The organism is Paenibacillus vini, assembly GCF_018403325.1.
Taxonomy (GTDB): domain Bacteria; phylum Bacillota; class Bacilli; order Paenibacillales; family Paenibacillaceae; genus Fontibacillus; species Fontibacillus vini.
Genome location: NZ_BOSL01000007.1, coordinates 166,378 through 192,178, shown reverse-complemented (window position 1 = coordinate 192,178; position 25,801 = coordinate 166,378). Strand labels below are relative to the sequence as shown.

The 25,801-nt window shown below is 49.8% G+C and carries 21 protein-coding genes; 6 read left to right on the top strand and 15 right to left on the bottom strand.

From position 1 onward, the window contains the following. Positions 1–241: 241 nt before the first annotated feature. The 10 genes from mutS to KJS57_RS12850 all read right to left on the bottom strand — a co-directional run bounded on the left by mutS (position 242) and on the right by KJS57_RS12850 (position 13,936). On the bottom strand, positions 242–3,040 hold the full coding sequence (gene mutS / locus KJS57_RS12895; protein ID WP_213655099.1) for a DNA mismatch repair protein MutS: 2,799 nt from the start codon (positions 3,038–3,040) through the stop codon (positions 242–244). A 74-nt stretch (positions 3,041–3,114) separates the two neighbouring features. Next, positions 3,115–4,710 (bottom strand): putative amidoligase domain-containing protein, encoded by a 1,596-nt coding sequence (locus KJS57_RS26460; RefSeq protein ID WP_244861519.1) that lies wholly within the window; start codon positions 4,708–4,710, stop codon positions 3,115–3,117. 176 nt (positions 4,711–4,886) lie between these two features. Beyond that, positions 4,887–5,432, bottom strand: a complete 546-nt coding sequence (cotE, locus tag KJS57_RS12885) for an outer spore coat protein CotE (protein ID WP_211020705.1) — start codon at positions 5,430–5,432, stop codon at positions 4,887–4,889. A 173-nt stretch (positions 5,433–5,605) separates the two neighbouring features. Next, positions 5,606–7,249: a DUF4179 domain-containing protein gene (locus KJS57_RS12880; RefSeq protein WP_213655098.1), complete on the bottom strand. Its 1,644-nt coding sequence runs from the start codon at positions 7,247–7,249 to the stop codon at positions 5,606–5,608. After that, complete coding sequence (locus KJS57_RS12875) at positions 7,222–7,770, bottom strand: RNA polymerase sigma factor (protein ID WP_213655097.1); 549 nt, start codon at positions 7,768–7,770, stop codon at positions 7,222–7,224. The genes KJS57_RS12880 and KJS57_RS12875 overlap by 28 nt, the downstream gene beginning before the upstream one ends. A gap of 99 nt (positions 7,771–7,869) precedes the next feature. Then, complete coding sequence (locus tag KJS57_RS12870; protein ID WP_213655096.1) at positions 7,870–8,853, bottom strand: aromatic acid exporter family protein; 984 nt, start codon at positions 8,851–8,853, stop codon at positions 7,870–7,872. A 750-nt stretch (positions 8,854–9,603) separates the two neighbouring features. Next, a complete protein-coding gene (locus tag KJS57_RS12865; protein ID WP_213655171.1) occupies positions 9,604–10,350 on the bottom strand; it encodes an ABC transporter permease in 747 nt (248 codons plus the stop codon). Positions 10,351–10,445: 95 nt separating this feature from the next. After that, complete coding sequence (locus tag KJS57_RS12860) at positions 10,446–11,231, bottom strand: ABC transporter ATP-binding protein (RefSeq protein ID WP_213655170.1); 786 nt, start codon at positions 11,229–11,231, stop codon at positions 10,446–10,448. Between the two features lie 29 nt (positions 11,232–11,260). Next, complete coding sequence (locus tag KJS57_RS12855; RefSeq protein WP_213655095.1) at positions 11,261–12,271, bottom strand: ABC transporter substrate-binding protein; 1,011 nt, start codon at positions 12,269–12,271, stop codon at positions 11,261–11,263. A 147-nt stretch (positions 12,272–12,418) separates the two neighbouring features. Continuing rightward, positions 12,419–13,936 carry a carboxypeptidase M32 gene (locus KJS57_RS12850; protein WP_213655094.1) on the bottom strand — a complete coding sequence of 506 codons (1,518 nt, stop codon included), beginning with the start codon at positions 13,934–13,936 and terminating at the stop codon, positions 12,419–12,421. A gap of 138 nt (positions 13,937–14,074) precedes the next feature. Here KJS57_RS12850 and KJS57_RS12845 point away from each other — a divergent pair, with 138 nt between their 5' ends. From KJS57_RS12845 to KJS57_RS12825, 5 genes are all read left to right on the top strand, one after another. Continuing rightward, positions 14,075–14,398: an iron-sulfur cluster biosynthesis family protein gene (locus tag KJS57_RS12845; RefSeq protein ID WP_213655093.1), complete on the top strand. Its 324-nt coding sequence runs from the start codon at positions 14,075–14,077 to the stop codon at positions 14,396–14,398. 32 nt (positions 14,399–14,430) lie between these two features. Continuing rightward, complete coding sequence (locus KJS57_RS12840; protein WP_213655092.1) at positions 14,431–14,994, top strand: beta-class carbonic anhydrase; 564 nt, start codon at positions 14,431–14,433, stop codon at positions 14,992–14,994. Between the two features lie 112 nt (positions 14,995–15,106). Continuing rightward, positions 15,107–16,285: a MalY/PatB family protein gene (locus KJS57_RS12835; RefSeq protein ID WP_213655091.1), complete on the top strand. Its 1,179-nt coding sequence runs from the start codon at positions 15,107–15,109 to the stop codon at positions 16,283–16,285. Positions 16,286–16,423: 138 nt separating this feature from the next. Then, positions 16,424–17,509 (top strand): glycosyltransferase family protein, encoded by a 1,086-nt coding sequence (locus KJS57_RS12830; RefSeq protein WP_213655090.1) that lies wholly within the window; start codon positions 16,424–16,426, stop codon positions 17,507–17,509. A 32-nt stretch (positions 17,510–17,541) separates the two neighbouring features. After that, complete coding sequence (locus tag KJS57_RS12825) at positions 17,542–18,591, top strand: glycosyltransferase WbsX family protein (RefSeq protein WP_213655089.1); 1,050 nt, start codon at positions 17,542–17,544, stop codon at positions 18,589–18,591. Positions 18,592–18,646: 55 nt separating this feature from the next. On the opposite strand, the gene KJS57_RS12820 is transcribed toward KJS57_RS12825, so the two are convergent. Then, the gene (locus KJS57_RS12820; RefSeq protein ID WP_244861518.1) at positions 18,647–19,033 is read right to left on the bottom strand and encodes a hypothetical protein; all 387 of its coding nucleotides are present in this window, start codon (positions 19,031–19,033) and stop codon (positions 18,647–18,649) included. 184 nt (positions 19,034–19,217) lie between these two features. On the opposite strand from KJS57_RS12820, the gene KJS57_RS12815 reads away from it, so the two are divergent. Then, a complete protein-coding gene (locus tag KJS57_RS12815; RefSeq protein WP_213655088.1) occupies positions 19,218–21,101 on the top strand; it encodes an LTA synthase family protein in 1,884 nt (627 codons plus the stop codon). Between the two features lie 82 nt (positions 21,102–21,183). On the opposite strand, the gene KJS57_RS12810 is transcribed toward KJS57_RS12815, so the two are convergent. The 4 genes from KJS57_RS12810 to KJS57_RS12795 all read right to left on the bottom strand — a co-directional run bounded on the left by KJS57_RS12810 (position 21,184) and on the right by KJS57_RS12795 (position 25,726). Beyond that, complete coding sequence (locus KJS57_RS12810) at positions 21,184–23,253, bottom strand: ABC transporter permease (RefSeq protein WP_213655087.1); 2,070 nt, start codon at positions 23,251–23,253, stop codon at positions 21,184–21,186. Continuing rightward, positions 23,250–24,008 (bottom strand): ABC transporter ATP-binding protein, encoded by a 759-nt coding sequence (locus KJS57_RS12805; protein ID WP_244861517.1) that lies wholly within the window; start codon positions 24,006–24,008, stop codon positions 23,250–23,252. Before KJS57_RS12805 ends, KJS57_RS12810 begins: the two co-directional genes overlap by 4 nt. A gap of 79 nt (positions 24,009–24,087) precedes the next feature. After that, positions 24,088–25,074 (bottom strand): sensor histidine kinase, encoded by a 987-nt coding sequence (locus KJS57_RS12800; protein ID WP_213655086.1) that lies wholly within the window; start codon positions 25,072–25,074, stop codon positions 24,088–24,090. Next, a complete protein-coding gene (locus KJS57_RS12795; RefSeq protein WP_213655085.1) occupies positions 25,049–25,726 on the bottom strand; it encodes a response regulator transcription factor in 678 nt (225 codons plus the stop codon). Before KJS57_RS12795 ends, KJS57_RS12800 begins: the two co-directional genes overlap by 26 nt. Positions 25,727–25,801 lie beyond the last annotated feature (75 nt).

Genomic DNA, 25,801 nt, shown 5'->3' with positions numbered 1-25,801 from the left:
CCGGTATAATAATGGACTATTTGGGCCTTATTTCTCCAAATTCAGATCCGAGTTCAAAATTAAGATCCTTTTGGGGCCTTATTTGTCTTCATAACGCTTTAAAATCGACTATTGAGCGCCCGATCAGAAAAATAAGCCCCTTAAAATCCTTTATTTTTACTATTTCGTTGAAAATCACGCAAATAGCGCCCATAAACTCCCTTATATCTCGTTCAGCGAATCGGCAACAACACCATACGAATTATAAGCTCTTTGCCTTTTGCTTCAGGTCATTAATTAGCTGCATAGCCTCCAGCGGCGTCATATTCATCAAGTCCGCTTCTTTCACCATATTGACGATTAGCCGGAGTCCCGGATCTTCCTGAGAAGATTTCGCCTTCTTAACCGGAGTCTCGTCCGCAAAGATCGAAAGTTGAACTACTTCCTGTTTCTCCCCTTCAGCCAATTTCTGGTCTTGCTCAAACAACGACTCCGATTCATTCTCTTTAACTGTAAAGCCCGAGGTATCTCCTCCGGCTGTTGCTTTATTCATTTCGCCTGCTTTTGCTCCAAACTTACCGGCAACCTGCTTGTCCGACAGTTCGAGGTCATTGGCACTTGCGGTCGGTGCTGCTTCCGCTTCTCCATGAACCCCGGCGGTTACCGCGGCAGCCGCCTGCTCAAAACCTTGCAGCAATCCGTAGGCTCGTTCGATAATTCCTCCGGGAAGTCCGGCAAGCCGCGCGCAATAAATGCCATAACTCGTATCGGCTGCGCCAGGGACCAGCTTACGGAGAAAATGTACCTTATCCCCGCTTTCCTGGACAGCCATCCGGTAGTTTCTCAACCCGGACAAACTGCTCTCCAAATGGGCCAGTTCATGAAAATGCGTCGAAACGAGCGCCTTGCAGCCGATATGATCATGCACATATTCAATCACCGCCTGAGCGATCGCCATGCCTTCGCTGGTCGATGTGCCCCGGCCCAGCTCGTCGATGATGATCAGGCTCCGGGCGGTTGCCTTTTCCGTCATGACCTGAATATCGGCCATCTCCACCATAAAGGTGCTCTGGCCTCCGATCAGGTCATCCGCTGCCCCAATCCGGGTAAAGATGCGGTCAACCAGCGGGATCTCCGCCTTGGCGGCCGGAACGAAGCTGCCGATCTGCGCCAGAATGGAGATCAGAGCCACCTGCCGCATATAAGTGCTTTTTCCCGCCATATTGGGACCGGTGATGAGCAGGATACCCGCCTCATTCTTTTGCAACTTGGTGCCGTTGGAAATAAAGGCGGTATCCTTCATCACGGATTCAACCACCGGATGGCGGCCCTGTTCGACGACCAGATCATATCCGTCCGTCAGGACCGGCTTCACAAACCCGCCCTCGGAAGCAACGGCCGCCAAAGACCGGAGCACGTCGATTTCCGCGATCCGCTCGGCAAGGCGCTGCAACCGCTCAATATCACTTGCAATACGTTCACGGAGCTCGTTAAACAGCCTGTATTCGAGATCGGCCATTTGCTCCTCCGCTTCCAGGATGAGCGTCTCCTTCTCTTTTAGCTCAGGAGTCACGAAACGCTCGGCATTCGCCAATGTCTGCTTCCGCTCGTAACGGCCTTCCGGCAGTGCGGATAAATTGGATTTCGTAACTTCGATGTAATAGCCGAACACTTTGTTGTAACCGATCTTCAGTGACTTAATGCCTGTCGCCTGGCGCTCCGAAGCCTCCAGCTCCGCGATCCAGCGTTTGCCGTTGCTTCCGGCTTCACGCAGCTCATCGAGCCGGGAATGGAACCCGGACTTGATCACATTGCCATCCCGGACCGAGACCGGAGGCTCGTCCGCAATCGCCGATTCGATCATATCGGCTATATCGGTACAAGCATCCATGCCTTCCGCAATTCCCCGTAACGTACTCGATGAGGAAGCGGCGCACAGCTCCTTAATCGCAGGCACCTGGCGTAATGATGACTTCAAGGCGATCAAATCCCGGCCGTTCGCGCTGCCGTAGGCAATTCTTCCCGTAAGCCGCTCCAAGTCATAAATTTCGAGCAGCGCCTGACGGAGGTCCTCCCGTAAAATAAACCCGCCATGCAGGGCCTCCACCGCTTCCAACCGCTCCTCGATCCGGCTTCGCTGCAGGAGAGGCTTATCGATCCAGCGCCGCAGCAAGCGCGCGCCCATCGACGTTTCGGTGCGATCCAGGAGCCACAATAACGTGCCCTTCTTGGACCGTTCCCTAACGGTCTCAACTAGCTCCAGATTCCGCCGGGTAAACGGATCGAGAATCATGTACTGCTCGGGCTCGTAGGACGAAATTTTAGTGAGCTGTCCAAGCGAACGTTTTTGAGTTTCTCCGAGGTATCCGACGAGTAGAGCGATGCAGTCCCTGCGTTCACTCTCCAGCCTGATCCACTGCGCCTCTCCAAATTGCGCCCGGCTGTCTTCTTCCCTCGTCTTGACCCAAGGGGTATATACGACCGTCTTGCCGAGCGGGGCGGCTTGTTCCGCGATCCAATCCAGCAGAGCCTCATCCCCGATCACTTCCGATGGATCGTACAAACCGACTTCGTCGCGCAGCCATTCTTTACTGGCCGGAGCCGAAGTGACGTACAGTTCACCGGTCGACAAATCGCAGGTCGCCAGCGCCATCAAGCCGTTCCGCTCCGTCACGCACAATATGTAATTATTCGCACGCTCACCAAGGGTTTTGCCTTCCATCACCGTACCGGGCGTTACCACGCGCACGATTTCGCGACGGACGACGCCTTTGGCCGAGGCCGGGTCTTCTACCTGCTCGCAAATGGCGACTTTGTAGCCTTTCTCGATCAACCGGTGAATATAGTTGTCCGCCGAATGATAGGGCACGCCGCACATCGGAATTTTATCCGCAGCGCCGCCTTCCCGGCCGGTCAGCGTGATTTCCAATTCTTTTGACGCCAACAAGGCGTCATCAAAAAACATCTCATAAAAGTCGCCCAGCCGGAAAAAGAGAAACGCATCCTGAGCCTGGGCCTTTACACTCAAATATTGCTGGATCATCGGCGTATAAGTAGCCATGTGCAACCTCCAAATAACCATTCATAGATCTCTATTATAACAGAAAGGCAAGGAGGCTTACGAGTAAATATCCCTTATGACAACGTCGATATGGAATCGGAATGCAACTTCCACGACCGCCGGATGTCGGCGGATTCGTCCCAACTTCGGCCGGACCGCACGGCCGCCAGGAATGGAGCGATATATTCTTCGTATCTGGAAAAGGATGGCGCCCCGGTAATATCCGCGGCCAGCCGCCCCCATTTCTGTTTCAATATCTCTTTGTTACCGGCGTAAAAGGCGTGGAACACCCGATTTTCCTGCAGCGGCCGCGCCTTGAAGGCCGCCATGTCCTCGGTTATTAACCGGGCCAAAGCAACGACTCCCTTGGTCACCATCGGGGAAACCAGAAAACTGGGAAGGGTTCGGTATTCGAACCCGCTCAGGTTCTCGTCGTAGCTCTGGAGCCGAAAGTCACCCAGGAAGCCATACAACGGACGACGCCGGGTGCTTCCGCTATCCTCCATCAGGGCTACCGGCAGCGCGAGATAGTTATCTAGCGTACGCAGCAACTCAGCGGTGAGCGGTACGCCGCTGAAATGAAGATGCCCGCCGAGCGGAAAACCTCGCTGCGGCATGCTCCCGGCTTGCCAAAGCAGCTCGCTGTCGGGAATCGCCGCCTGTGCAGAGCGAAACGCCCGCATCAAATGGCTCAGGCATTCCCGCGGCTCGCTTCCCGGCTCGGGGCGCAGCTCGGCCAACGGAAACAAGCGGCGGCCCCGGTAACGCAGCACATCGCAGCCGGCAATCCCCTGACGGCCCAAATACCGCGAAGCCGGGATGACCTTCCGGGTTCTGCTGTCAAAGAGCAGGAATTCAGGGTCCATGCCGATCAACCGCTCCCGGCCGTAGCCGGCGTCTTGCCCATTTCCTAGTCCTTGTTCATGTCGTTGCGGCCCCAGTCGTTGAACCTGTGGCCCCGGTCGTTGCCCCCCTCCTCGCCCTTTACCTTGCTCAATCCCTTGTCCTTGGAGCGAGGACTTTTCAAACTCCCCGAGCATCCGTGTCATAGCCTCCGCTACCAGCAAGGCTGTGCGGTTCCCTCCATAAATCACGGAAGGATGAATTTCTTCCACCGTAAACCTTCCCTCTTCTCCCGCATGGATGACGACTTCACCCAGGTCAAGGCCGAACGCGTATAACGCTCTAACGGCCGTTCTCGCCAATCTTTTCCATAGCGTGGATTCCCGGTCCAGGTCAGACCCCGCCCCGTTTCCGTGGAGCGGCATTACGGTTCCTCCGGGCTGAATAGGCGTCGCGTTTAAGGCTTGCAAATGGAAGACACTGACGGCAAACCGTCTTTGAAATCCTCCCCCGACAGTCTCTTTACGGCCGGACAATGAGGCGGGGATTCCTGCCGCACCAAGTCGTTTTTGCCTTTTCGGAACTTGTAAAGCCAGAAAATCCGCCAAATTGCCGTTGATGATCCATTCTCTTACTCCTTGCCCAAAGTAGGCTTCCGGTGTCCCAAAGCAAATTTCATCTCCTCGGGAGCCGGATTTAACGCCGTTTGAAGAAACAGGATCACGAAGTATTCCATAAGGTCCGCCCTGGCCCTCGATCGCCCGAAGCAGCCTGTTCCGGAATACGCCTCGCTCCAGATAGACCTTCAACACATGATTCACTGTCATGAACAATAAGCCTCCCCCGGTTGGCCGATCTGACCCATTGCCGCTCCAACAATTTTGTATAACGAAAAATAAACAAAAAGAGGGCAGCCGCCCTCGACGACGACGCCCCTGCCGCATATAGTAGACCATAACTACGTATTCAATATTGCCGGGAAGGTAAAAACAGCCACAGTCCCTTAGAGTTCGTCGTCGAGGAGGTCCGGATCCAGATCTTCGTAATCGCCGAGCTCGGATCCAAAATCAAAATCTTTATCCCCGTCCTCGCCGCCAGGTACGACAAGAACATTCAACTTGGTTTCGGCCACCAGTTCAACAGCGAATTCCCGCTCCACGCGAATCGCCACACGGCCGTCTCCTGATACGCTCGCTTCAACGGTACTTGGTTCCTGCGTTGCATCCGCAGTAACCTCGACCGTTGAGGCACGATGTCTGGAATCCAGATAACTCAGCGGCACATTCTCAACATAGGATACCGTCTCTTTGGCTACTTCTGTCTGCGAGTTTTTGTCGTAGGAATACCAGATGTTGATATCGTAAGTACCAATAACTTCAATTCCGTCTCCGGCTGCAACCGCTTCGTACTGGTGGTTGATAATCCACGCTCCCAGTATGCTCGACGGTCTGTGTGGCGGAGTCACGGTATGTGTTACGGTAGAGAACTTACGACCTTTTCCGCAGATCGCTTTCGTGATGATCTCTCTACTTTGATATTTCGATGACATGATTTAAACCTCCTCCATACATCATTCATTACATATGTATGCAAGAACTGGGCGAATGTTGAATAGCCCATGATAAATAAATATGTACGAGTGGAAAAAACGTAAAGAAATAACGTTTCCTGCTCAAAAAAAGAATAAGCCCGGAGCGTTCTCCGGGCTTATTTCTACGCTATCTAATTCAACTTCACTTCCACATTCTTCTGAGAATCATAATAGTTATAAAATCCGGGATTCCATAAAATATTTTCGAATCCGGAGCCGCCTTTATAACGCTCCACCTTTTTGCCGGTATAATTTGGGCCATTGGATACCATCTCCGGATAAACTTCATTTCCATTGACGCTCAACATGCTTTGGCTGATGCCGCCGAATCCCGGACTATCCGACCAGGATTCCACCACCAAATCCTTGCCGTCCAAATAATAGGTGAAATGAATCAAGAATTTATCAACCGTCACTTCCAGAGACTGCTTTAATTCGGTCGGTTGTTTTAACGGGGTCCAGTTTTGGGTCGTATCCCGTTTTGTCACCCTTGCACCCCCTAGAATCAGTTTCATTGGAACGGTTGACCAATCCTCATACCAGACCGAAGATTCAAACTGATAAGCATGTTGGTAACGCTTCGGATCACTGCCGATCAGATCGAAACCTCCTTGGATTTCTTTGTCTCCGACGGCGAGTGTAACCGAGTTGTACCAGACCACCCCATGCTTATACTGCTCCATGCTATTATCTTCCTCGATGTTCAACGTTATTTTTTGCGGCGAAACGATAAGCTTCTCAAGCCGGATGCCGGCCATTTCCTGCAATTGTTCCCCGGAGTTCAGATTTTTCGTATATACTGCTTTGCTTGCTTTTTTGCCATCGCCTTTAAAAGTAAACGACCACTTGCCGTTCTTGGTTTCGGTCTGATCCAGATAACTCAGACGGAAGCTTTCCGTTTCGTTTTGATTTACTTCCGCAGTTTGGAAAATTTGCTGAATTAGCAAACCCTCTCCATCATAAGGAAGTACGGTCAATTCACCGCGGCTGCCATTACCGCTCCCATAAATCAAATGGGGATCCAGACGCACGGGATCGGGAGAGGTTGCGGATACAATATACCTGACAATTAGCCGGTCATCTTCCTTTGTCAATGATTCGATGTGCATTTTCGGGTAGTCCGGGGACCCCGTTGTAATGTTAGCACCCGTCTGAAGGGCCGTTTTTAGCGGAATTTCTTTATAGTTATACAATATAAGCTGCTGTGCGGTGATCGTCAGTTTTTTTTCGGATTTCTGCAGTATATCATTCGATTCAATCATGCCGAGCAGCTTGCCGCTTTTTTGATCGAAATATAGATTACTGCTGGCTGGCACCGTGTTTCCCGACTCGTCGGCTATACCGATGCTTCCGATTTGATAGGCGTCATACTGGTCCATGCCATCGTTCGGATCAAAAGAGACCAATGCTTTCAATTTCTCCCCGTCCGTAACGACCCCGTTCAAATTCATAGCGATTCCGGCGCTGGTCGCGCTCTGTTGTAATCGTTGTCCATATCCGTTGTTCAAAGCATTGTCTATGCCTACGAAACCCATGATATAGTTCCAATTCATGGCCACACCCGCAAAGGCTGGCACCGCCATAAACATAAAGCATGCTAACACTAGTGCTGGGACCAGCTTTCTTTTGCTGTTGGCGGGTTTCAGCGTCCCTTGAGGAACCGATTTCCGATAGGAAACTTCACGTTCAATGGCGAGCCACATGGCATCGAAATCCGTGTTAGCGGAGGGAGCCTGAAGGCCTTCTCTTACTTTACTTTCAAAAACCCTTTCCATTTCCACTCATCTCCTTTGTTTGACATCCTGTTTTTTAATTCATGCTCATTCCGATCCCTCAGTAGCCGCATCCCTTTGTTCAACCTGGACTTCACGGTTCCTTCCGGCACCTCGATTACACCGGCTATTTCCGGCACCGTCATTTCATGAACGAAACGCAATGTGACCACAATCCTTATTTTTTCGGGCAACCGGCTAATCATTTCATTGAACTCATTCGCTATTTCCTTCCGGTCATAATCTTCCTCTACCGGATTGACGACCTGCGGACGGTTCATCAAATAGGCGAACATCTCCTTGGTCCATCCACTATTTCTTCTCTTTAAAACCTTACTGCACTCGTTCGAAGCTATTTTTAGCAGCCACGGTTTCAGGTCCCTGATTTGCGTTCTGTCTGCAAGTATGGCTTTCACGAACACTTCCTGACAAATATCTTCCGCATCGGATCGGTTTTGCATCATGTAATAACATAATTGGAACACTTGCTCCTTGTAGGTTTCGAACATTTCCCGGTCGTTCACTCCGTTCACCTCCTCTTTGTGGGCTTTCACCTATAAGACCAACAAGAACGGAAAATCGTTCATTTTAAAAAAAGCATCCCGAAGGATGCTTAAATTGTTTCAGTGTTTTGACGCCTCACCTTTACCGGAGGATTTGAGCGATGCCGGTGCCTTATCCTTTTTCGCAATATTCAGGTAATTGGCCAGCTCGCGGCAGAGCTGAAGAATCGCGGAACGCATTTCAAACTCCTCCCGGGTTGAAGGAAGCTCCATCTGTTTAAACTCCTGCTCCAGTTCGTTCAGCATGACTTCTGTCTGCCCTGTGTACTCTTCGCTGCTTACGTCCCGGCTGAGCCGGTCGAACAGGTTGGCCGTAATTTCACCCTGAGGCATTCGTTGGTACACCCGGGATATCAGCTCCAGCATGCTTTCAATTCGGCCGAGCTGCTCTTTTCGCATGTAAAAATAAACGGACCATGTATCGCTCGGGGAGATAAGCTGGTTCTCCAGAGCACGTTTGGCCGAGGTTAGACCGTTATCCACGAGTTTTCCCGCTTCTATCAGTTCTTTGCCGTCCCAGAGATGGTACGGGTCCCGGAGTGTCTCGGCGATATGGCTGAAAATGATCGAAAACAGCCCGTCCACCTTCCTGCGGATCTCCAGCAACTTGTCCTCCGCTTTAGGCATATACGCCAGATTCACCACCATGGCGGCCCCCAGGCCGATCACCAGCAACTCGATTTGTGTCAGCATGACGGCAAAGCTGAGCTCTTCCCCGCCAAACACGCGGAATACGACGACGGAGCTGGTCACAATCCCCTCTTTGAAATGCGCTCTTGTGATCAGGGGGAAGGCGATCAGAATATATACGACGAGCACCCAGAGATGGAAACCAAATAGATAGAAAAGTACAAAAGCAAGAATCAAACCCAGCACCGAAGCGAAAAACCGTGAAGATACCGTGGCAATACTCCGTTTTCGGGTTACGTCCACGCCAAGGATCGCCAGCAATCCCGCGGACAGCGCGCCCTGAATGCCAACCGCATCCGCTATAATAATCGCCAGTAAAGTAGCGATCGCTGTTTTGATGACCCTGAACCCCATAAAACCACCCTGTCCTTTACGTCCTAAGTTAAAAAGTCTTAATGTTAATCGTACTTGATTTCACGTTCCCGTACAATGAGGTGTCTTTGATTTGAGGCCACAGCCGGAGTAATCGACATGTTGGGTCTATGGGGACGTCAATTCGTTCGAAAGTATGGGTTGGTGAGTTGTGTATTGTTTAAAATGCGGAATTTAATTCACTATTTAGTGGTGGATGATAGATCTGTTGATTCGGCGCATTAGCTGAGTGTTCTAATTTACGTGGGAGACTTTATTTCCTTTGACGCTCATTGGAAATTTCCAATGAAAATGTCGGTAAATTGCTCTAACTAGGCGTTTCATTGGATATTTCCAATGAACATGACACAGTGGTGCCGAAAATCAAGAAGTGGCATATATTCGATTGGATATTTCCAATCAACTGCCTGGAAAATACCAAAATAACAGATTCCCATTGGATATATCCAATGGAGCCAGCAGGATAGACTAGGATAGACTTCTTAGCTACTCAACACACTCCACTTCACTTCACTTCACTTCACTTCACTTCACTCACCATCCATCCCACCACATTTCACCTCACTAACCTTACCTAATCCATCTTCCCTCATTTCACCGAAACCCACTCATCCAATCACCACACCTCATCCGACCTCATCCAGTTCACTTCAATCTATCCCCCTCTATCCCCGAACAACACCAAACCGCCGAGACTCGAAGCCCCGGCGGTTTTTATTGAAAAAGGAACGTTTATCGTTCCTTGAGTAACTTGCGTTCCACATACACGACCAATTGATACATCCCGGTAGCGACAATGGCGATAATGACCAGGCTGGATAGGACGAGTGTGAAGTTAAATACCTGAAATCCGTAAACGATCAAGTAGCCGAGGCCGATCTTGGCGACGAGGAATTCCCCGACGATTACGCCGACCCAGGCCATTCCGACATTGACTTTCAGGGTGGACACAATGGCAGGAAAAGAGGCCGGAAGTATCGCTTTGACAAAAATATCACGGCGGTTTCCTCCAAACGTGCGGATTACTTTAATCAGATTGTTATCAACCTCATTAAAGCTGTTGAAGACAACTAGCGTCGTGACGATGACGGTGATCGATAGCGTCGTCACGACGATGGCGGTAAAGCCCGCACCGAACAGAACGATAAAGATCGGGCCGAGCGCGACCTTCGGCATGCTGTTGAAGACTACCATATATGGATCAAGCACTCTCGATAAAAACGGGGACCACCAGATCACTACCGCCAGCAGAGTGCCGATCAAGGTCCCGAGCAGGAAACCGACCGCGGTTTCCCCGACAGTCATGGCCAGATGGGGCCATAACTCCCCGTTAAATGCGTCCTTCACAATCTGCCTTCCGACCTTGGAGGGATAACTGAAGATCAGCGTATCCACCCATTTTAAACGACCTGCCAGCTCCCATAAGCCAATAAACGCTACGAGCAGCAGAAGCTGCGTCATCAAAACAAGGCGACTCATCCGCCGCTTTCGCCTCCGGTGCTGCTGCCACTTAGCGTGCGTCCATGTCTCCCGGCTATTGCCTTTCTCGCGGTTTGCTGATGGATGATCCAACCCTACTCCCCCTTTCCTTCCAGCGTTTCGAGATCCCGCCAGATTTCATGGAATAGGTCGTTAAATCCGGCTTCCTCCCGGGCGTAAAACGGCTGCGCCTTGGCGATGTTGTCCGGGATTACGTAGGTTTTGCGTATTCTTCCCGGCCTTGCAGCCAGCACAATCACCCGGTCGCTGACCGCGATCGCTTCCGACAGATCATGTGTCACCAGTATTCCCGTTTTACCCCGCTGCCGAAGCGTATCCACAACCAGATCCTCCAGTTGAAGCTTGGTCTGATAATCCAAAGCGGAGAAAGGCTCATCCAGCAGCAGCAAATCCGGGTTGGTCGCCAGCGTGCGGACTAAGGCCACCCGCTGCCGCATACCGCCGGACAGCTGATGGGGATACTGATTCGCCGTATTTCCCAGACCCATTCCATCCAGCAGCTCCAACACCGAGGATCGACTCTCTTCGTTCAACCGACCTGTCAGTTCCAAACCAAGCAGGGCATTTTCCAAAATACTCCGCCACGGAAACAAATAATCCTGCTGCAGCATATACCCTACCTCCGGCGAAGGACCCTGGACCGGCTTCCCGTGGACCAGAATCTCCCCCCTCGACGGGGGGAGCAGTCCGGCGATAACGGATAGAAGCGTGGTTTTTCCGCAACCGCTGGGGCCGACCAGGCTGATGAATTCGCCGGAACTTACCGTCAAATTCATCGCTTCCAGCGCTAGTACGGCTTCCCGGTCCGTTACATACGCCAGATCCAGGTCTTTCAGTTCAACGACAGGAACTTGGGTCAAATGGTTCACGCTCCTTTCTTCCGGTTTAACTAAGGGTTGGCTTTCACCGCCGCCTTTGCGAAACTGTTATCGACGACCTTGGCGGGTTCAACCCGTTCTTTCAATTCACCTGCGCTTTCCATGATATCGAGCAGATTGTTCCAGGCCTCTTCCTCCAGAACAGGGGACTCTGCATAGCTGCCCTGCTCCAGGTAGCGCTTGACGGAACTGATCAGGATATCCTCATCCGTATCCTTGAAGTAAGGCGCAATCGTTCGGGCCGTTTCCTCCGGGGTGTGCTCTTGCACCCAGCGCTGGGCTTTATGAATTGCGTTCGTAAATTTCTGCACGTTCTCTTTATTTTTGTTGATATAGCTTCCTTTCGTCATAAACACGGTATAAGGAAGCCGGCCGCTTTCCGTACCGAAGGAGGCAACTACATGCCCTTTTCCTTCCCGTTCGAAGATGGAAGCCTGCGGCTCGAAGAGCTGTACATATTGGCCCGTACCGGATGCAAACGCCGCCGCGATATTGGCAAATTCAATATTCTGAATCAGCTCAAGATCGGCATGCGGATCGATGCCATGTTTCTTCAGCGTGAATTCACCGGCCATTTGCGGCATCCCGCCTTTTCTTTGACCGAGGAAGACGCTGTTTTTCAGACCTTCCCATTCAAAGTCACCGCTTATCTCTTCCCTGGAAACCAGAAACGTACCGTCCCTTTGGGTCAACTGAGCGAAGTTCATGACCGGATCCTCGGCTCCCTGCTGGTATACGTAAATGGACGTTTCGGCTCCTACCAGGGCCACATCAATCGCTCCCGACAGCAAGGCAGTCATCGTTTTATCTCCGCCCGCCGTGGTCTGCAGTTCCACATCCAGCCCCTCATCTTTGAAGAAGCCTTTCTCCAAAGCCACATATTGCGGAGCGTAAAATACGGAACGGGTCACCTCCCCGATCCTTACCTTCGTGGTCTCTTTGCTTCCGCCGCATCCGCTGAGCGCTCCCGCAATCAATAAAATCAGCGCCAAAACCAGCACTGAGTATCGCTTAATGAACATGCCTCCACCTCTTTCTTGCTAAAGAATAGACTCTGGTTCAGTGTATGCGGCTGCCCATCAAATGGTTAAGCGGGCTATTGGACTGCAGCACAAAGAACCTCTCTTCACGAATGAAGAGAGGTTCTCCCGGATTCCGGCGTGACCGGATTATATGCCGTAAATGCCTTTGTATTTCTGCTCCAGATAATCAGCCAGATAATCGGGGTTCAGCTCTTCGCCGGTCACCTTCATGATGATTTCGGCCGGTTTCAGGCTCTTACCGTATTTATAGATTTTGTCGGTCAGCCATTCTTTGATCGGCGCAAAATTACCTTCGGCGATGAAGCCTTCAAACTGCGGCAGTTCTTTCTTGAGCGTTTGGGTGATTTGCGCCGCATACATGTTGCCTAGTGCATAGGATGGGAAATAACCGAAGCTTCCACCGGACCAGTGCACATCCTGGAGCACCCCGAGCCCGTCGTTCGGCGGGGTCAATCCGAGGTAAGCCTTGTATTTCTCATTCCACACTTTAGGCAGCTCACTGACCGGCAGCCCTTCGTTAAAGATCATTTTTTCGATTTCATAGCGGATGATAATGTGCAAATTATACGTCAATTCGTCCGCCTCGATCCGGATCAGCGAGTTCTCCACCCGGTTGACAGCACGGTAGAATTCTTCTGCCGTAACATCTTTGAGCTGTTCCGGGAAGTGCTGCTGAAGATCACCATAATAGCGATCCCAGAATTCCTTGCTGCGTCCCACGAAGTTTTCCCAGAAACGGGACTGGGATTCATGAATACCCATGGAAGTCCCTTCGCTCAGCGGCGTTCCTGCAAGCTCTTTGGCGACATTCTGTTCGTACAAGGCATGCCCGCCTTCATGCAGGGAACTGAAGATCGAGCTGGTCACGTCGTCTTGCAAATAGTGCGTCGTAATGCGGACGTCGCCTTGGTTCAGCGTAATCTCGAACGGATGCACGGTCTCGTCGACGCGTCCCGCTTCGAAATCATAACCGATCTGCTCCAGCAGATACAGCCCGATTTTCTCCTGCTGATCCTTGTCGTACAATTGATTCAAAAACGGAGCCTGCGGCTTGTGCGGCGAGGCGGTTATGGCATCCACAACCGGAACCAGCCGGTCGCGGAGCTGACCGAACACCTCGTCCAGCTTTTTGACGGTCAAGTCAGGTTCATACATGTCGAGCAGCGTATCGTAGCGGGTTTCCTTCGGACCCCAGTAGTCGATAAACTCCTGCGTAAGCGCAACGATTCGGGTCAAATAAGGCTCAAAGCCCGCGAAATCGCCGCTTTCCTTATAATCCGCCCACAGCGTTTCCGCATGGGCCGTCAATTCTACATATTCCTGATACTTCGCCGGCGGAATCTTAACGCTGCGGTCGTATTCCTCCTGTACCAGCTGCACCATGCGGCGGCCGGTTTCATCCAGTTCACCGAGAACTGTCTGATGGTTGAGATAGCTCAAATATTCTCCCATTTCCGCGGAAGTCTGCAGTTTAAAAGCTTCCGTCGAGAGCAAGCCGATCGTTTCGGAACGGGCTTCCGCTCCTTTTTTCGGCGCACCTGTGCGAAGGTCCCAATGCATCAGCGCGACCGCTTCCTGATAGCTCTTGATTTTACGGAGAAGCTCTAGAAATGATTCCCAATTATCTGCCGTTTCCTGCTTCATGACAAGTCCCACCTCTACAGATGAATTTATCCATTCCTCTTGATGATACTTTTTACAAAACGTATAATCAAATTTTAAGACGACCTTTTTCACAAATTTGTTGAAATGCCGTCAATTTCTTTAAAGGAGCTGTCGAGGTTGAAAATAGAACTGGATCCCCGCGCCGAAGAGATGATTCGCACAGCTATGGGTCAGGAGCCCGGCTTGATGCGTTTGGTCTATGATACGGAAGATTGCGGTTGCGGCATGAGCGGCGTTCCCGGACTACAAATTGCCGGAGAACCCGGTGCTTACGACATTCCGATGGAAAATGAGGCCTTTCCTTTTTGGATCGACCGGATGCAAGCCGTTTTTTTTGAAGAGCAACTGATTCTTTCCGGTGAGGAAAGCGGCGGAACGTTCCGCCTGGATGGCGTGTCACAGTTTTATAAGTCGAATATCCGACTAATCGATCAGCGCTAAGCGAAAATAATTTATTAAGGAGGAAGATCAGTATGAGCCGTCTTCAAACAATTTTAGAACACAACCGTAATTTTGTTGCCAACAAGGAATATGAAGAATTTATTACCGACAAATTTCCGCAGAAAAAGATGGTTATCGTTACCTGTATGGATACGAGATTGGTCGAACTTCTTCCTAGAGCCTTAAATTTGCGTAATGGAGATGCTAAAATCATCAAAAATGCCGGTGCCGTTATCTCCCAACCGTTCGGGAGCGTTATGCGGAGTTTGCTGGTTGCCATTTACGAGCTGCAAGCTGAGGAAGTGTTCATTGTAGGACACACCGGCTGCGGTATGGCTTCGCTTAATGCGGATCATATGATCGGCACGATTAAAGACAGCGGAATCTCCGACGACGTGCTTAATACACTTGAGAATTCCGGCATAAAGCTAAGAAAATGGCTTCGCGGGTTTGACAGTGAAAAAGACGGGGTAATTCAAACTGTGGAGATTGTAAAAAATCATCCATTGCTTCCCCCCCATGTACCCGTTCACGGCATGCTCATCGACTCCACTACCGGAGAGCTGGAGCTCGTCGTAGACGGATACAATTTGTAACAGACATCTCTTTCTGTTTGACGCGGACCTTATGCGGTTCGCGTCCTTTTTTAAGGGCATCCTGCAGAAGATGAACCATTCAACGACTTGCCGAAAGGAAGACAAGAAGACGATGACATATGAATTCAATGAACGCACCATGCGCCGGGGGACGCTCTCCTACAAATGGGATCAGGGACAAACCCTGTTCGGAGATGACGAGGTGCTCCCGCTCTGGGTGGCTGATATGGATTTCAAATGCTCCCCTGCCATCATTCAGGCTGTAACCGAACGCGCAGCCCAGGGAATCTATGGCTATACCATCCGCAGCAAAGATTATTTGAACGCCATTACCGGCTGGTTCCAAAGACGCCATGGCTGGAACGTGGACGAGAGCTGGCTGACCGATTCGCCCGGCGTTGTCCCTTCGCTGAGTCTTGCGGTACAATCCCTGACAGAGCCGGGGGATGAGATCATTTTACAATCACCGGTATACAACCCGTTCTATGACGTGATTCAACGAAATGGCCGAAAACTGGCCGAAAGTCCGCTCCTTTTGAAGAACGGACGTTACGAGATGGATTATGAGAAGCTGGAAACGCTGATGAGCGGCGGTGCCAAGCTGCTCCTGCTCTGCAGCCCACAAAATCCGGGAGGCCGGGTGTGGACCAAAGAAGAGCTTGTACGTCTCGGTGACCTTTGCGTCAAATACGACGTCAAAGTCATCGCCGACGAGATTCATTGCGATCTCGTTTTTCCCGGACATCAGCATTTCCCTTTCGCTTCGTTATCCGAGCAATTCGCGGAACGGACGATTACTTGTCTTGCTCCTTCCAAAACCTTTAATATGCCGGGGCTTTCTACTTCGTTCACCGTGATTTCGAATCCCCGGCTCAAACGGCGGTTCGATGAGCGGATCCATGCGTTGTCCATCGGCTCCGTCAACTTCTTCGGTCCTCCGGCAACCATTGCGGCTTACAATGAAAGCGAGCCTTGGCTGGATGCGCTACTGACCTACGTTGCCGCCAATCAGGAGTTTGCGATCTCCTATTTATCCAATCATCTTCCGGCGCTTGTTCCCGTTCGCTCCGAAGGAACCTACCTGCTATGGCTGGATTGCCGCGCATTGGGACTGGACTCGAAACAATTGAAGCAGCTTATGTATAAAGAAGCAAAAATCGCGTTTAACGAGGGGTCTATCTACGGCCGTGAAGGCGAGGGCTTTCTGCGCATCAATCTGGCCTGTCCGCGGGACCTGCTTGTCGAAGCGCTGGACCGGTTTACGGCCGCAGTGAACGCTAGAAACAAATAACCGCACATGCTTATAAAGATCAATCCGTTTAAAGGGTTGATCTTTTTTTTCGCCGCATGTACATCTGTCCCATGACAATCACCCCCTGGACACATAGAATATCCAGAATCATTGACAGAAAGGGACTGGGTCTCGACCATGATGAAAAAAAATCAGCGGATCACCAAAAGAGCGGCTCCGCCGGTCGGGTGGTACCGTATCTCTGAAGAGCAGCTTGCGAGAATGATGTCCGACTTGCTGGAACAGGCCAAATCTAAGGAAATTCCGGTATCTCCGATAATAAGCGCCGAGAAGCGCCCCTTACCTGTGGATTATAAAAAAATAAGAGTGCTTCTGTGTTCCGGAATGCCGGATGAAGATTGGCGGTCCGAACAAATCGCAGCCGATGAACTAAGACGTCTCGTTAAAGAAGTAATAACGATCAAGGCAAGACCGAGCTTTGGAATGTCCTTATCGCTGCTTAATCCCGACCTCATCGTTTATATGGGCAGACCGGACGCGATAAGCCAAGAAGATTTAGGGGTAATGCAAGGCTCATCCGCCGTCAAAGCCGTCTGGCTGGCGGATAATGACGGCACATCGGAAGCGTTAGGCCGGGCGGCGGCCTGTTTCGAACACGTATTTACGCAGCATACCGTCCATATCCCATTCTATCAAAGCGTTGGCTGCAGACGGGTGAGTCATCTCCCCTTTTCCTCTGATCCCGAACTCTATTATCCTAAACCGTTTGATGAGGACTATCGGTCAGACCTGCTCATTATCGGAGACAGCTCCAGGCACTTGTTTTGTTTTAAGAGCATTTCAAAGATCGCAGAAGGCTTGAAAATCAAAGTGATCAGTACGGATGCACCGAGCCTCGAACTTGCGGCACTGGAGACGTTTGAATGGATCCGGGAGCCATCCCCGGTTCAAACCGCAAACTATTATAATGGAGCCGGAGCGATCATTCATCTGGAGCCACAGGTACGCCAAGTGATTGAGGCAGCCGCTTGCGGAGCCTTTCAGATCGCTTCCGTTCATCCTGATTTGTATGAATATATGTGCCCCGGCGAAGATGTAGTGATCTATCATTCTTTGGATGAACTTGAAGCAAAGCTCATCTATTATCTGGACCATCCGGATCAAAGACGTGTTTATTCAAGCCGGGCACTTGGGAAAAGCCGGTACGATTACTCCTACCTTCAAATGGTCTCCAGACTACTCTACGCCGTTTTCCTCCCCTAAGAAAAAATACAACATCAGGAGGTGGCAGCCGTTTGAAGCTTATCGCTTTTCATTTACCCCAATTTCATCAAATTGCCGAAAATGACGTCTGGTGGGGAGAGGGCTTTACCGAGTGGACTAATACAAAAAAAGCTGTTCCATTATACCCGGGACATCTGCAGCCAAGAATTCCACTGGAAAATTACTACTATAATCTTATGGACTCCTCAGCCCGGCAATGGCAGGCTATGGCGGCCAAATCCTACGGTATCTACGGATTCTGTTATTATCATTATTGGTTTCACGGCAAACAGCTGCTGGAGCAGCCTGTGAAGCAAATACTCAGGAGTGGAGAGCCCGACTTCCCTTTTTGCCTGTCCTGGGCCAACGAGACCTGGACCCGGAAATGGGACGGCGGTGACCGGCACATTTTGATAGAGCAAACCTATGGAGAGGAGGAGGAATGGAGCCAGCATTTTTACGAACTGCTGGATGCCTTCCGCGATCCAAGGTATATCAAACTCAATGGGAGACCCCTATTCCTGATATACAGGCCGAGCAACATCCCCCGATGTCAAGATATGCTGTCATTTTGGAACAAGCTTGCATGTGAGAACGGACTTGAAGGAATGTATTTCGTCCAAACGCTTGGCGGTTTCCCCATCTCCAATCTGGACGGATTTGACGCGAGTGTCGAATTCGAGCCGCACTATACGTTTGCCCATGGCGGATCTGACGCGTTCTGGCGCCGAATAAAAACCGGAGACAAGGAACACCTGGTCATCGACTACGATAATACATGGGAGTTGATTATCAACCGATCCCACCGGAGGGATAGAGGGCAGCCCATTTTCCCCGGAGCCTTTGTATCCTGGGACAACACCCCGCGCCTGGGAGACCGGGGTCAAAGCACGATCGGGGCCTCCCCGCAAAAGTTTGAATGGTACCTGTCCCGACAAATCAAACGAGCCAAAACCTTATACAACAGTGAATACCTATTCATCAACGCCTGGAACGAATGGGTGGAAGGCGCCTTTTTGGAGCCGGATCAACACTACGGTTTTCAATACTTAGAGGCCGTAAAAAATGCGTTGAACGAATAATAAGGGCCTGCCTGAGAAGGAGGCCCTTTTCACTTGATCATCTTTAAGTAAAACGTTAAGCTCTCTGAATCCCTAGACTAGGAACTCCCCCGATTACGACGACGAACAGCACATAATCGAGCCCATCCGTTCCTTTGAGCTGCACTCCCGGCTGGTTTGCAGCCCCGGTGGGATAGAAAAGAACGGACTGCGTGCTGCTCCCCCCTCCCGGAACAGTCGGCTGGTTACTGGAAGATATTCTTTGCGCGGCACCCGCTGTCCCGCCGACGAATACATTCCCACCTACACTTGCAGTTCCGCTCACTTGCAAATGACCCAATATCGTTTCACTGCCAGTCACATTTAAATCCTGGACCGTCGCATCCAGGTTGACTTGTAAATTCTGTTGAATCGTCTGATTCCCGGTAACGAGCACATTATCAAAAGTAGGCAACTCTATCATCCCTTTCAACTTGGATGATCTATTGTATGTCCCCGGGACAGGTTTGGTCTGGGATGTCGGCAAATTTGGGTGAAACAAGCCGTTCTATGTTTTGTGAAAATCCATGTAATATTCTCAGTTGCTTTCTATCATTTCCATGTAATAAAATGATCTAAAATCATATAGAAAAGGATGCGCAACGGCAATGTCGGTGAACGTACCACGCACACTCAGCAAAAAATCGATTCTATTTTTTTCTTTGATCATGCTCGCGAAAAGTTATTTTGCCTGGTATTACTTGTTCGAGGATGGGCCGACGTGGACCACGTGGCTGAAGGAAATTCCTTGCGTCCTGCTCGTATTTTGCCTGATTGAATGGTTTGCTACGAAACGGAAAATTGCGATTTATATGCTGGTCAATCTATTGATATCCGTTTTGTTCTTCTCACTAATTGTTTATCATAATCATTTTGGAATTATAGCGACCTCCCAAGTACTGGATCAGGTCAAACAAGTCGGAGCCGTCAAAAAGAGTATCTTCTCCGTCCTTCGTCCGGAATATATGCTCATCTTTCTGGACATCGTCATTATCAGCTTGATCATGTTCAGCCGTAAAAAGGCGCAGGATTGGAAGGCTTCCATGTCCCGTCCGAGCAACCGCAAACTCGTCGCGGCCTTATTCTGTGTGTCCGTCGTGATTTGTACGGTGAATATTTTTCCAAACCGGGCCAGCATGAATGAAACGATCAAGGCCGAACAAATGGGGATTCTTAATTACGAAGCCTATTCCTTGCTAACGGATCAGGAGGAAGAACCTATTGAACGATCCGAAATAACTCAATCGGCTATTGATGATTTAAAAGGAATCCACGCTCCGGATCAGCCTAACATGTTTGGGGCAGCCAAAGGTAAAAACCTGATCATCCTGCAAATGGAGTCTTTTCAGAACTTTCTGATTCATCTGTCGATTGACGGTCAGGAGATCACGCCGAATATGAACCGGCTGGCCGACAGCAGCTTCTATTTCCCCCGCTTCTACCAACAGGTCGGACAAGGAAATACTTCGGACGCCGAATTTATGGTAAATACCTCCTTCTACGTTCCGCAGGATGGCGCGGCTACACAGATGTACGCTCCTAAAGAGCTTCCCAGCTTGCCCAAACTGCTGCAAGCCCAAGGTTATGATACGGCAACCTTCCATACGAATAACGTTGAATTTTGGAACCGCGGCGAACTTTACGATGCATTAGGTTTTGACCGGTATTATGACAAAGCCAACTTTTTTGGCGAAGAGGATACCTTCTTCTATGGACCGTCAGATGAAGTGCTTTATGAAAAAACCGCGTCAGAGCTGGCAAGACTGGACCAGAGTGAACAGCCGTTCTACTCGCATGTGATCTCTATGTCGGCGCATAATCCGTTCTCCATTCCGGAGGACAAATACAAAATGACGCTCCCCGAAAGATACGAAGGAACGCTGGTCGGCGACTACATTCGGGCTCAAAATTATGCGGATTACGCGCTTGGACTCTTTATCGATGAACTTAAAGCGAACGGGGTCTGGGATAACAGTGTGATCGTGTTGTACGGCGATCACCGTGGGCTGCCGATTTTCTCTCTCGAAGAGGACGACAAAGCCTTACTGGAAGAAATTTTCGGACATGAATATTCGGAACGGGAGCTGATAAACATCCCGATGCTGATTTCTTCGACGGGCGTGACAACGTCCAGCGTAAAGGAACAAATCGGCGGGCAGGTGGATATCCTGCCAACCGTCTGCAACCTGTTAGGCGTACCTTTAGACAATCATCTCCATTTCGGTCAGGATTTGTTGAATCATACAGCTTATAACTTGCTTCCTGAGCGCTACTATTTGCCGACGGGATCTTTCGTCAACAACGAAGAGCTCTTCCTGTCGGGCAGCGGCTTTGAGGATGGTCAACATCTCCCCTTGAATGGTGTTGATGTCAATGAAGCCAATCCCGTGAAGTCAACGGAGGATGAGTTTAATCGGGCTTTGGAGCTCCTTCAGTTATCCGACAGTTATGTGACGCAGTTGCCTGATCGGGTTGTTGAGGATACGGAATAATTCAATTTATTATTAACATAAAAAGACGCCGAGGTGCTTCGATGCAGCCTTCGGCGTCTTTTCATTCGTTTGACATCCACGATTATAAATACTTGCCCAGTTCGGAAACATATTTCCTGCGGCTGACAAAATAGAATACCACCTGCAGAACAAGGAACAGCGACGCGACCAAGGCCGCTTTTTCCACTAATTGACCTACCAGATTCTGATTGCTAAACAATACATAGAAATAATAAAGACCCAAGCCCACTCCAAAAATACTCGGCAAGAAAAAAGTCACGGCCAATTCTTTTGAGACGATGCCGATGATTTCCTTCCTTGTTACGCCGATTCTCTTCAGTGAAAGCAAACTGTCTTTATGATCGTCAATATCGGACAGCACTTTATGATATAGCACCACCCCCGAAGCAATCGCGAACAGCGAGCCAAGAAAGATAATAATAAAAAAGATCGTCCCGTTGGATTCCAGCTGGTTCTTCAGTTGTTCATCCTTGTAAATCGGTCTTAGTGCCTCCAAAGGTGTTCTTTCATCATCTGTTAGGTACTGATCCTGTTGGGAAGAGCTGCCCCAGTAAGAGGAGTCAAAACCGTTCCGTTCCCTGAGCGCCTGAACCAGCGCCTGAAATCCGGCTTCCCGTATATCCCCTTTAACCAAATGGGCTTTGATTACCTGAGACTCTGCCGCAGCCGCTTTGATTTGTTCGTATATTATATCGTCTACAACGAGCGCATGACCAAAATAAGAATTGGCTGTCTGCACATTATTTATGTACGGTTCCGAAACTACTTTAACGTTTCCGCTCTTGTAATCCGTGACAGGATAGCCCTCCAACGCCCGCATTAAATCGTCTTTGCTTCCGTTGTCCCGGAGCCCTTCGCCGATGAGTTCCGGATCCATAACCGCCAGAACGGTATCGGGAACGGCATATTCCCTGTTCTCCTGATGAACCCTTGCGAATAGGGCTTGGCTTGGCGGCAAACTATAGCTTGTTCCCATATGCCGGTTGTAATTTCCCTCGCTGATGATCGCCGCATGAGTATCCCAAAGCACCCACGACCCGCCATAATCCCGAAACTCGGGAATCTGTAAAATTTCCAGCGTTTCGGTTAGTTCCACCGTGCTTCCTTGTTTCGTCAGGAGCGACCTGATCTCCCCGTCATCCATTTGGTTGTAGCGGTTGCTTTCCACAAACATCACGTCAAACGGATGATCCCGCTCATTATTTTCGTCGGTCGTGGCATACATCGCATAAGTCATGCCGATAAAAAAAAGCGCACCGGCCATTAGCAAAGATACAATGTACATCGTCGTTTTATAGGACAGGAACCGATGACTCAAATTCGACATCACGATCAGGTTGTTGTTATATGTTTTCTTGAAATGCTTCATGACCGACTTGACCACCGAAATCAGCGTCCCGAAGATCACGTAAGGGGTAACCATGGTCAGGACGATAAGGATGATGATGATTAAAGTAGCCTCGTCGAACAGCTTTCCGAGCATCAATTGCGGCAGAAGAAAAAGGGACGCGGCAAACACGAGGATCGCAAGGCTTCCCATGACTACGCTGCTTTTCCCCATCTCTTTTTTCTTTGCGGCTTGAAGTACTTCTACTATTGAAATTTTACGGAGATACAGCATGTTGAAGACAAAATTCCCCGAAAATACGATCAGAAAAATACCGCTGCTTAACAACAGGCTTGACCCATTCAATTCAAATGAGATCGGATTGGCAATGAGGATCTGATTCAAACCCATGAAAAAAAGCTTTCCGAATACACCGCCGGTAACAAGCCCGCTCGCCAACGAGACTGCGAAGATGCCTACGTTTTCAAGGAACAGCATCTTAATTAGATTTTTCGTCGTCATCCCCAGCGTAATATACATGCCAAATTCCTTGCTCCGGTATTTCAAAAAAGAAAGATTGCTGTACGTAATGAAGACGAAGGAGAATAACACGACGCCAACCAAGGCAAAGCGGACGATGCCGTAAAGGGTCGTATCTCCCACCTGCCTTAAGACGTCCGGATTGTAGAGCAAGCTGCCGAACATGAACAAGATCGCAACAGTAAGGCTGTTTACGAAGTATAGGGACAGGTACTTTTTGGCATTGTATAAAAAATTCTTGCGGACGATGGTTGAGAAAGTCATGCTCTCCCCCCTCCGATCACGCTTTGCGCCTCCAGGATTTGATCGAAAAATTGTTTCCGGTCCCCGGCCGGCCTGATTTCCATTTCGACGTTACCATCTTTAATAAAAATGATCCGTTTGCAGAACGACGCGGCGAATGGGTCGTGAGAGACCATCAGGATCGTGCTGCCCCATTGTTCATTCAAAGAGGCTATCGTACTCATCAACTGATTGGCGGATTTGGAATCCAGATTGCCTGTCGGCTCGTCCGCCAAAACAACCGCAGGTTCATTTACGATTGCACGGGCAGCGGCCACCCTTTGTTTTTGACCGCCGGAAATATGATAGGGATACTTGTCCTTCAGATCAAAGATGCCCAAAAACTGCATCAGCGGGGCCAGCTTGTCTTCAATCTCATTCGGGGACTGTTTGTCCAGAATCAGCGGCAATGCGATGTTCTCCCGCAGCGTCAAACTGTCCAGCAAGTTAAAATCCTGGAAAATGTACCCGATCCGCTCCCTTCTGAACAGCGCCATCTGATCTTTGGTCAGCTTCGTAATGTCTTGCCCGTCGATGATGACTTCACCGGACGTAGCTTTATCGACACCCGACAAAATGTTCAGCAGCGTTGTCTTTCCGCTTCCGCTTGGCCCCATGATTCCGACAAATTCGCCCTTTTCCACGTTCAGGTTCATTCCGTCGATCGCCGTGACGCCATTGGCTCCTTTATGCCCGTTATAGACTTTGACTAAATGATTTATTGTAATGATGTCCACTTTTGCTCCCCCTCATGGCCTGATATGAGAAGTATAAAAGGAAAGCTGGTCTTCATGAATGCAATTCCCTTTCATAACCTTACATTTTTGCAAGGAAAGAAATAGTGAACATACTCCCCGCTCCCTTATGCGACTCCATGCTAACGCCATGGCCAAGTCTCTGCGCGATATACTTCACCATGTATAGGCCAATCCCCGTAGCGGAGCGATCCTCTCTTCCGTTCCTCCCCGTAAAAAAAGGGTCGAATACCCGTGGCAGCTCCTCCAGACATATCCCGATCCCGTTATCTTGTACGGTAAGGAGGACGCGATCCCCTTTCATCTCGCTCCTTACGGTCACCAGGCCTTCCCGACGGCTATACTTGACCGCGTTGGACAACACTTGCTCCAGCATATACCCGCACCATTTTTCATCGGTATATACAAACAACGCTTCATCAATCTCCACTTTGGGATAAACCCCTTGATAGATAAAATCTTTCTTTCGGGCGTTGATGGCCCTCGTGGCGACACGGTGCAAATTTACCCTCTCCGGTAAGTAATCCCGCGAAAAATCATCTAGCCTGAGCATGTTCAAACACTCTTCCAAATTCGCCATCAGTTTGCCGTTCTCTTCCTGAATGTCTTCCATGGCTTGTTGCGAACCTTGTTCCGAAGCCAGATCAATAATCGAGACGGAACCTTTCATATTGTGAATCCACTGTGAGAACAATGTGTTTCTTTCTTTAACGGAGCTCTTCAGTTCATAAATCCTGGTATTGTACTGCTCATGGATCTCGTTGATCTTCCCGAATAGAAGCTTGTCCAAAACCTTCGACTCATCAAGCTCTATCTGCGGACTACTCTTGCAGTCCTGAAGTTTGACGTACACTTTAAAATAACCAGCGCCCGCAATCACGAGATAAATGAACAAAATAAAGCTGCTTACAAGAAGCGGATACATGATGTCGTCCACGTCATAGAAAACGTAGGACAAAAATAGGAGAAGTACCGTATTCAAAACGTAAACGAAGATCATTCCTTTTTTTAGGCTCAGAAAATCAGCAAGCATTCGGATCAAAGACATAGCCCACTCCCCGCTTGGTCGTAATGACGTTATGAAGTCCGTACTGGCTCAGCTTCTTTTTAATCCGGGTAATATTTACGGTCAACGTATTGTCATCGACAAACACATGTTCATCCCATAACGCTTCCAGAAATTCTTCGCGGGTGACAATCCCTCCCGCTTTTTTCATAAACAGGTGCATTAGACGAAATTCATTCTTGCTCAATTCCATGATCTGTTCTTTATATTGCAGCTTCATGCTGTCGTGCAGCAGTTTGAGCTCTCCGGCCGACTGACTCTCTTCCGCCCGATGATGGGCGCGCCGGAGCACGGCATGGATCTTCGCCAAGAGGATTCCGATCCGAAACGGCTTTGTTACATAGTCGTCCGCACCGTACTCCATGCCGCGGATCTGTTCCCCTTCGTCGCTGTGCGCAGAAAGAATGATGATTGGGACGGAAGACTTTTTTCGGATGACCCGCAAATAATAAAAACCGTCAAAGGTCGGAAGATTGATATCCAGAAGAATCAGATCCGGCTTACTCTCTTCAACCTGCTCCATAACCTTCCCGAAATCCGAAACCGACTCCACCTCGAAATCATAGGCTTCCAAGTAGTCCTTGATATATTTCTGTAATTTGTGATCATCTTCTATTAACAATATTTTGTCCATCGTATATGACCAGACTCCAGTCGAATAAGATGATAATATTATAACTTGAAGAATCCGAAAGAGCAGTGATCAAAA

Coding starts and splice junctions, on each gene's coding strand:
- mutS (WP_213655099.1), bottom strand. CDS start 3,040: ATGGCTACTTATACGCCGATGATCCAGCAATATTTGAGTGTAAAGGCC.
- KJS57_RS26460 (WP_244861519.1), bottom strand. CDS start 4,710: ATGACAGTGAATCATGTGTTGAAGGTCTATCTGGAGCGAGGCGTATTC.
- cotE (WP_211020705.1), bottom strand. CDS start 5,432: ATGTCATCGAAATATCAAAGTAGAGAGATCATCACGAAAGCGATCTGC.
- KJS57_RS12880 (WP_213655098.1), bottom strand. CDS start 7,249: ATGGAAAGGGTTTTTGAAAGTAAAGTAAGAGAAGGCCTTCAGGCTCCC.
- KJS57_RS12870 (WP_213655096.1), bottom strand. CDS start 8,853: ATGGGGTTCAGGGTCATCAAAACAGCGATCGCTACTTTACTGGCGATT.
- KJS57_RS12865 (WP_213655171.1), bottom strand. CDS start 10,350: ATGAGTCGCCTTGTTTTGATGACGCAGCTTCTGCTGCTCGTAGCGTTT.
- KJS57_RS12855 (WP_213655095.1), bottom strand. CDS start 12,271: ATGTTCATTAAGCGATACTCAGTGCTGGTTTTGGCGCTGATTTTATTG.
- KJS57_RS12850 (WP_213655094.1), bottom strand. CDS start 13,936: ATGAAGCAGGAAACGGCAGATAATTGGGAATCATTTCTAGAGCTTCTC.
- KJS57_RS12840 (WP_213655092.1), top strand. CDS start 14,431: ATGAGCCGTCTTCAAACAATTTTAGAACACAACCGTAATTTTGTTGCC.
- KJS57_RS12835 (WP_213655091.1), top strand. CDS start 15,107: ATGACATATGAATTCAATGAACGCACCATGCGCCGGGGGACGCTCTCC.
- KJS57_RS12830 (WP_213655090.1), top strand. CDS start 16,424: ATGATGAAAAAAAATCAGCGGATCACCAAAAGAGCGGCTCCGCCGGTC.
- KJS57_RS12820 (WP_244861518.1), bottom strand. CDS start 19,033: ATGATAGAGTTGCCTACTTTTGATAATGTGCTCGTTACCGGGAATCAG.
- KJS57_RS12815 (WP_213655088.1), top strand. CDS start 19,218: ATGTCGGTGAACGTACCACGCACACTCAGCAAAAAATCGATTCTATTT.
- KJS57_RS12810 (WP_213655087.1), bottom strand. CDS start 23,253: ATGACTTTCTCAACCATCGTCCGCAAGAATTTTTTATACAATGCCAAA.
- KJS57_RS12800 (WP_213655086.1), bottom strand. CDS start 25,074: ATGTCTTTGATCCGAATGCTTGCTGATTTTCTGAGCCTAAAAAAAGGA.
- KJS57_RS12795 (WP_213655085.1), bottom strand. CDS start 25,726: ATGGACAAAATATTGTTAATAGAAGATGATCACAAATTACAGAAATAT.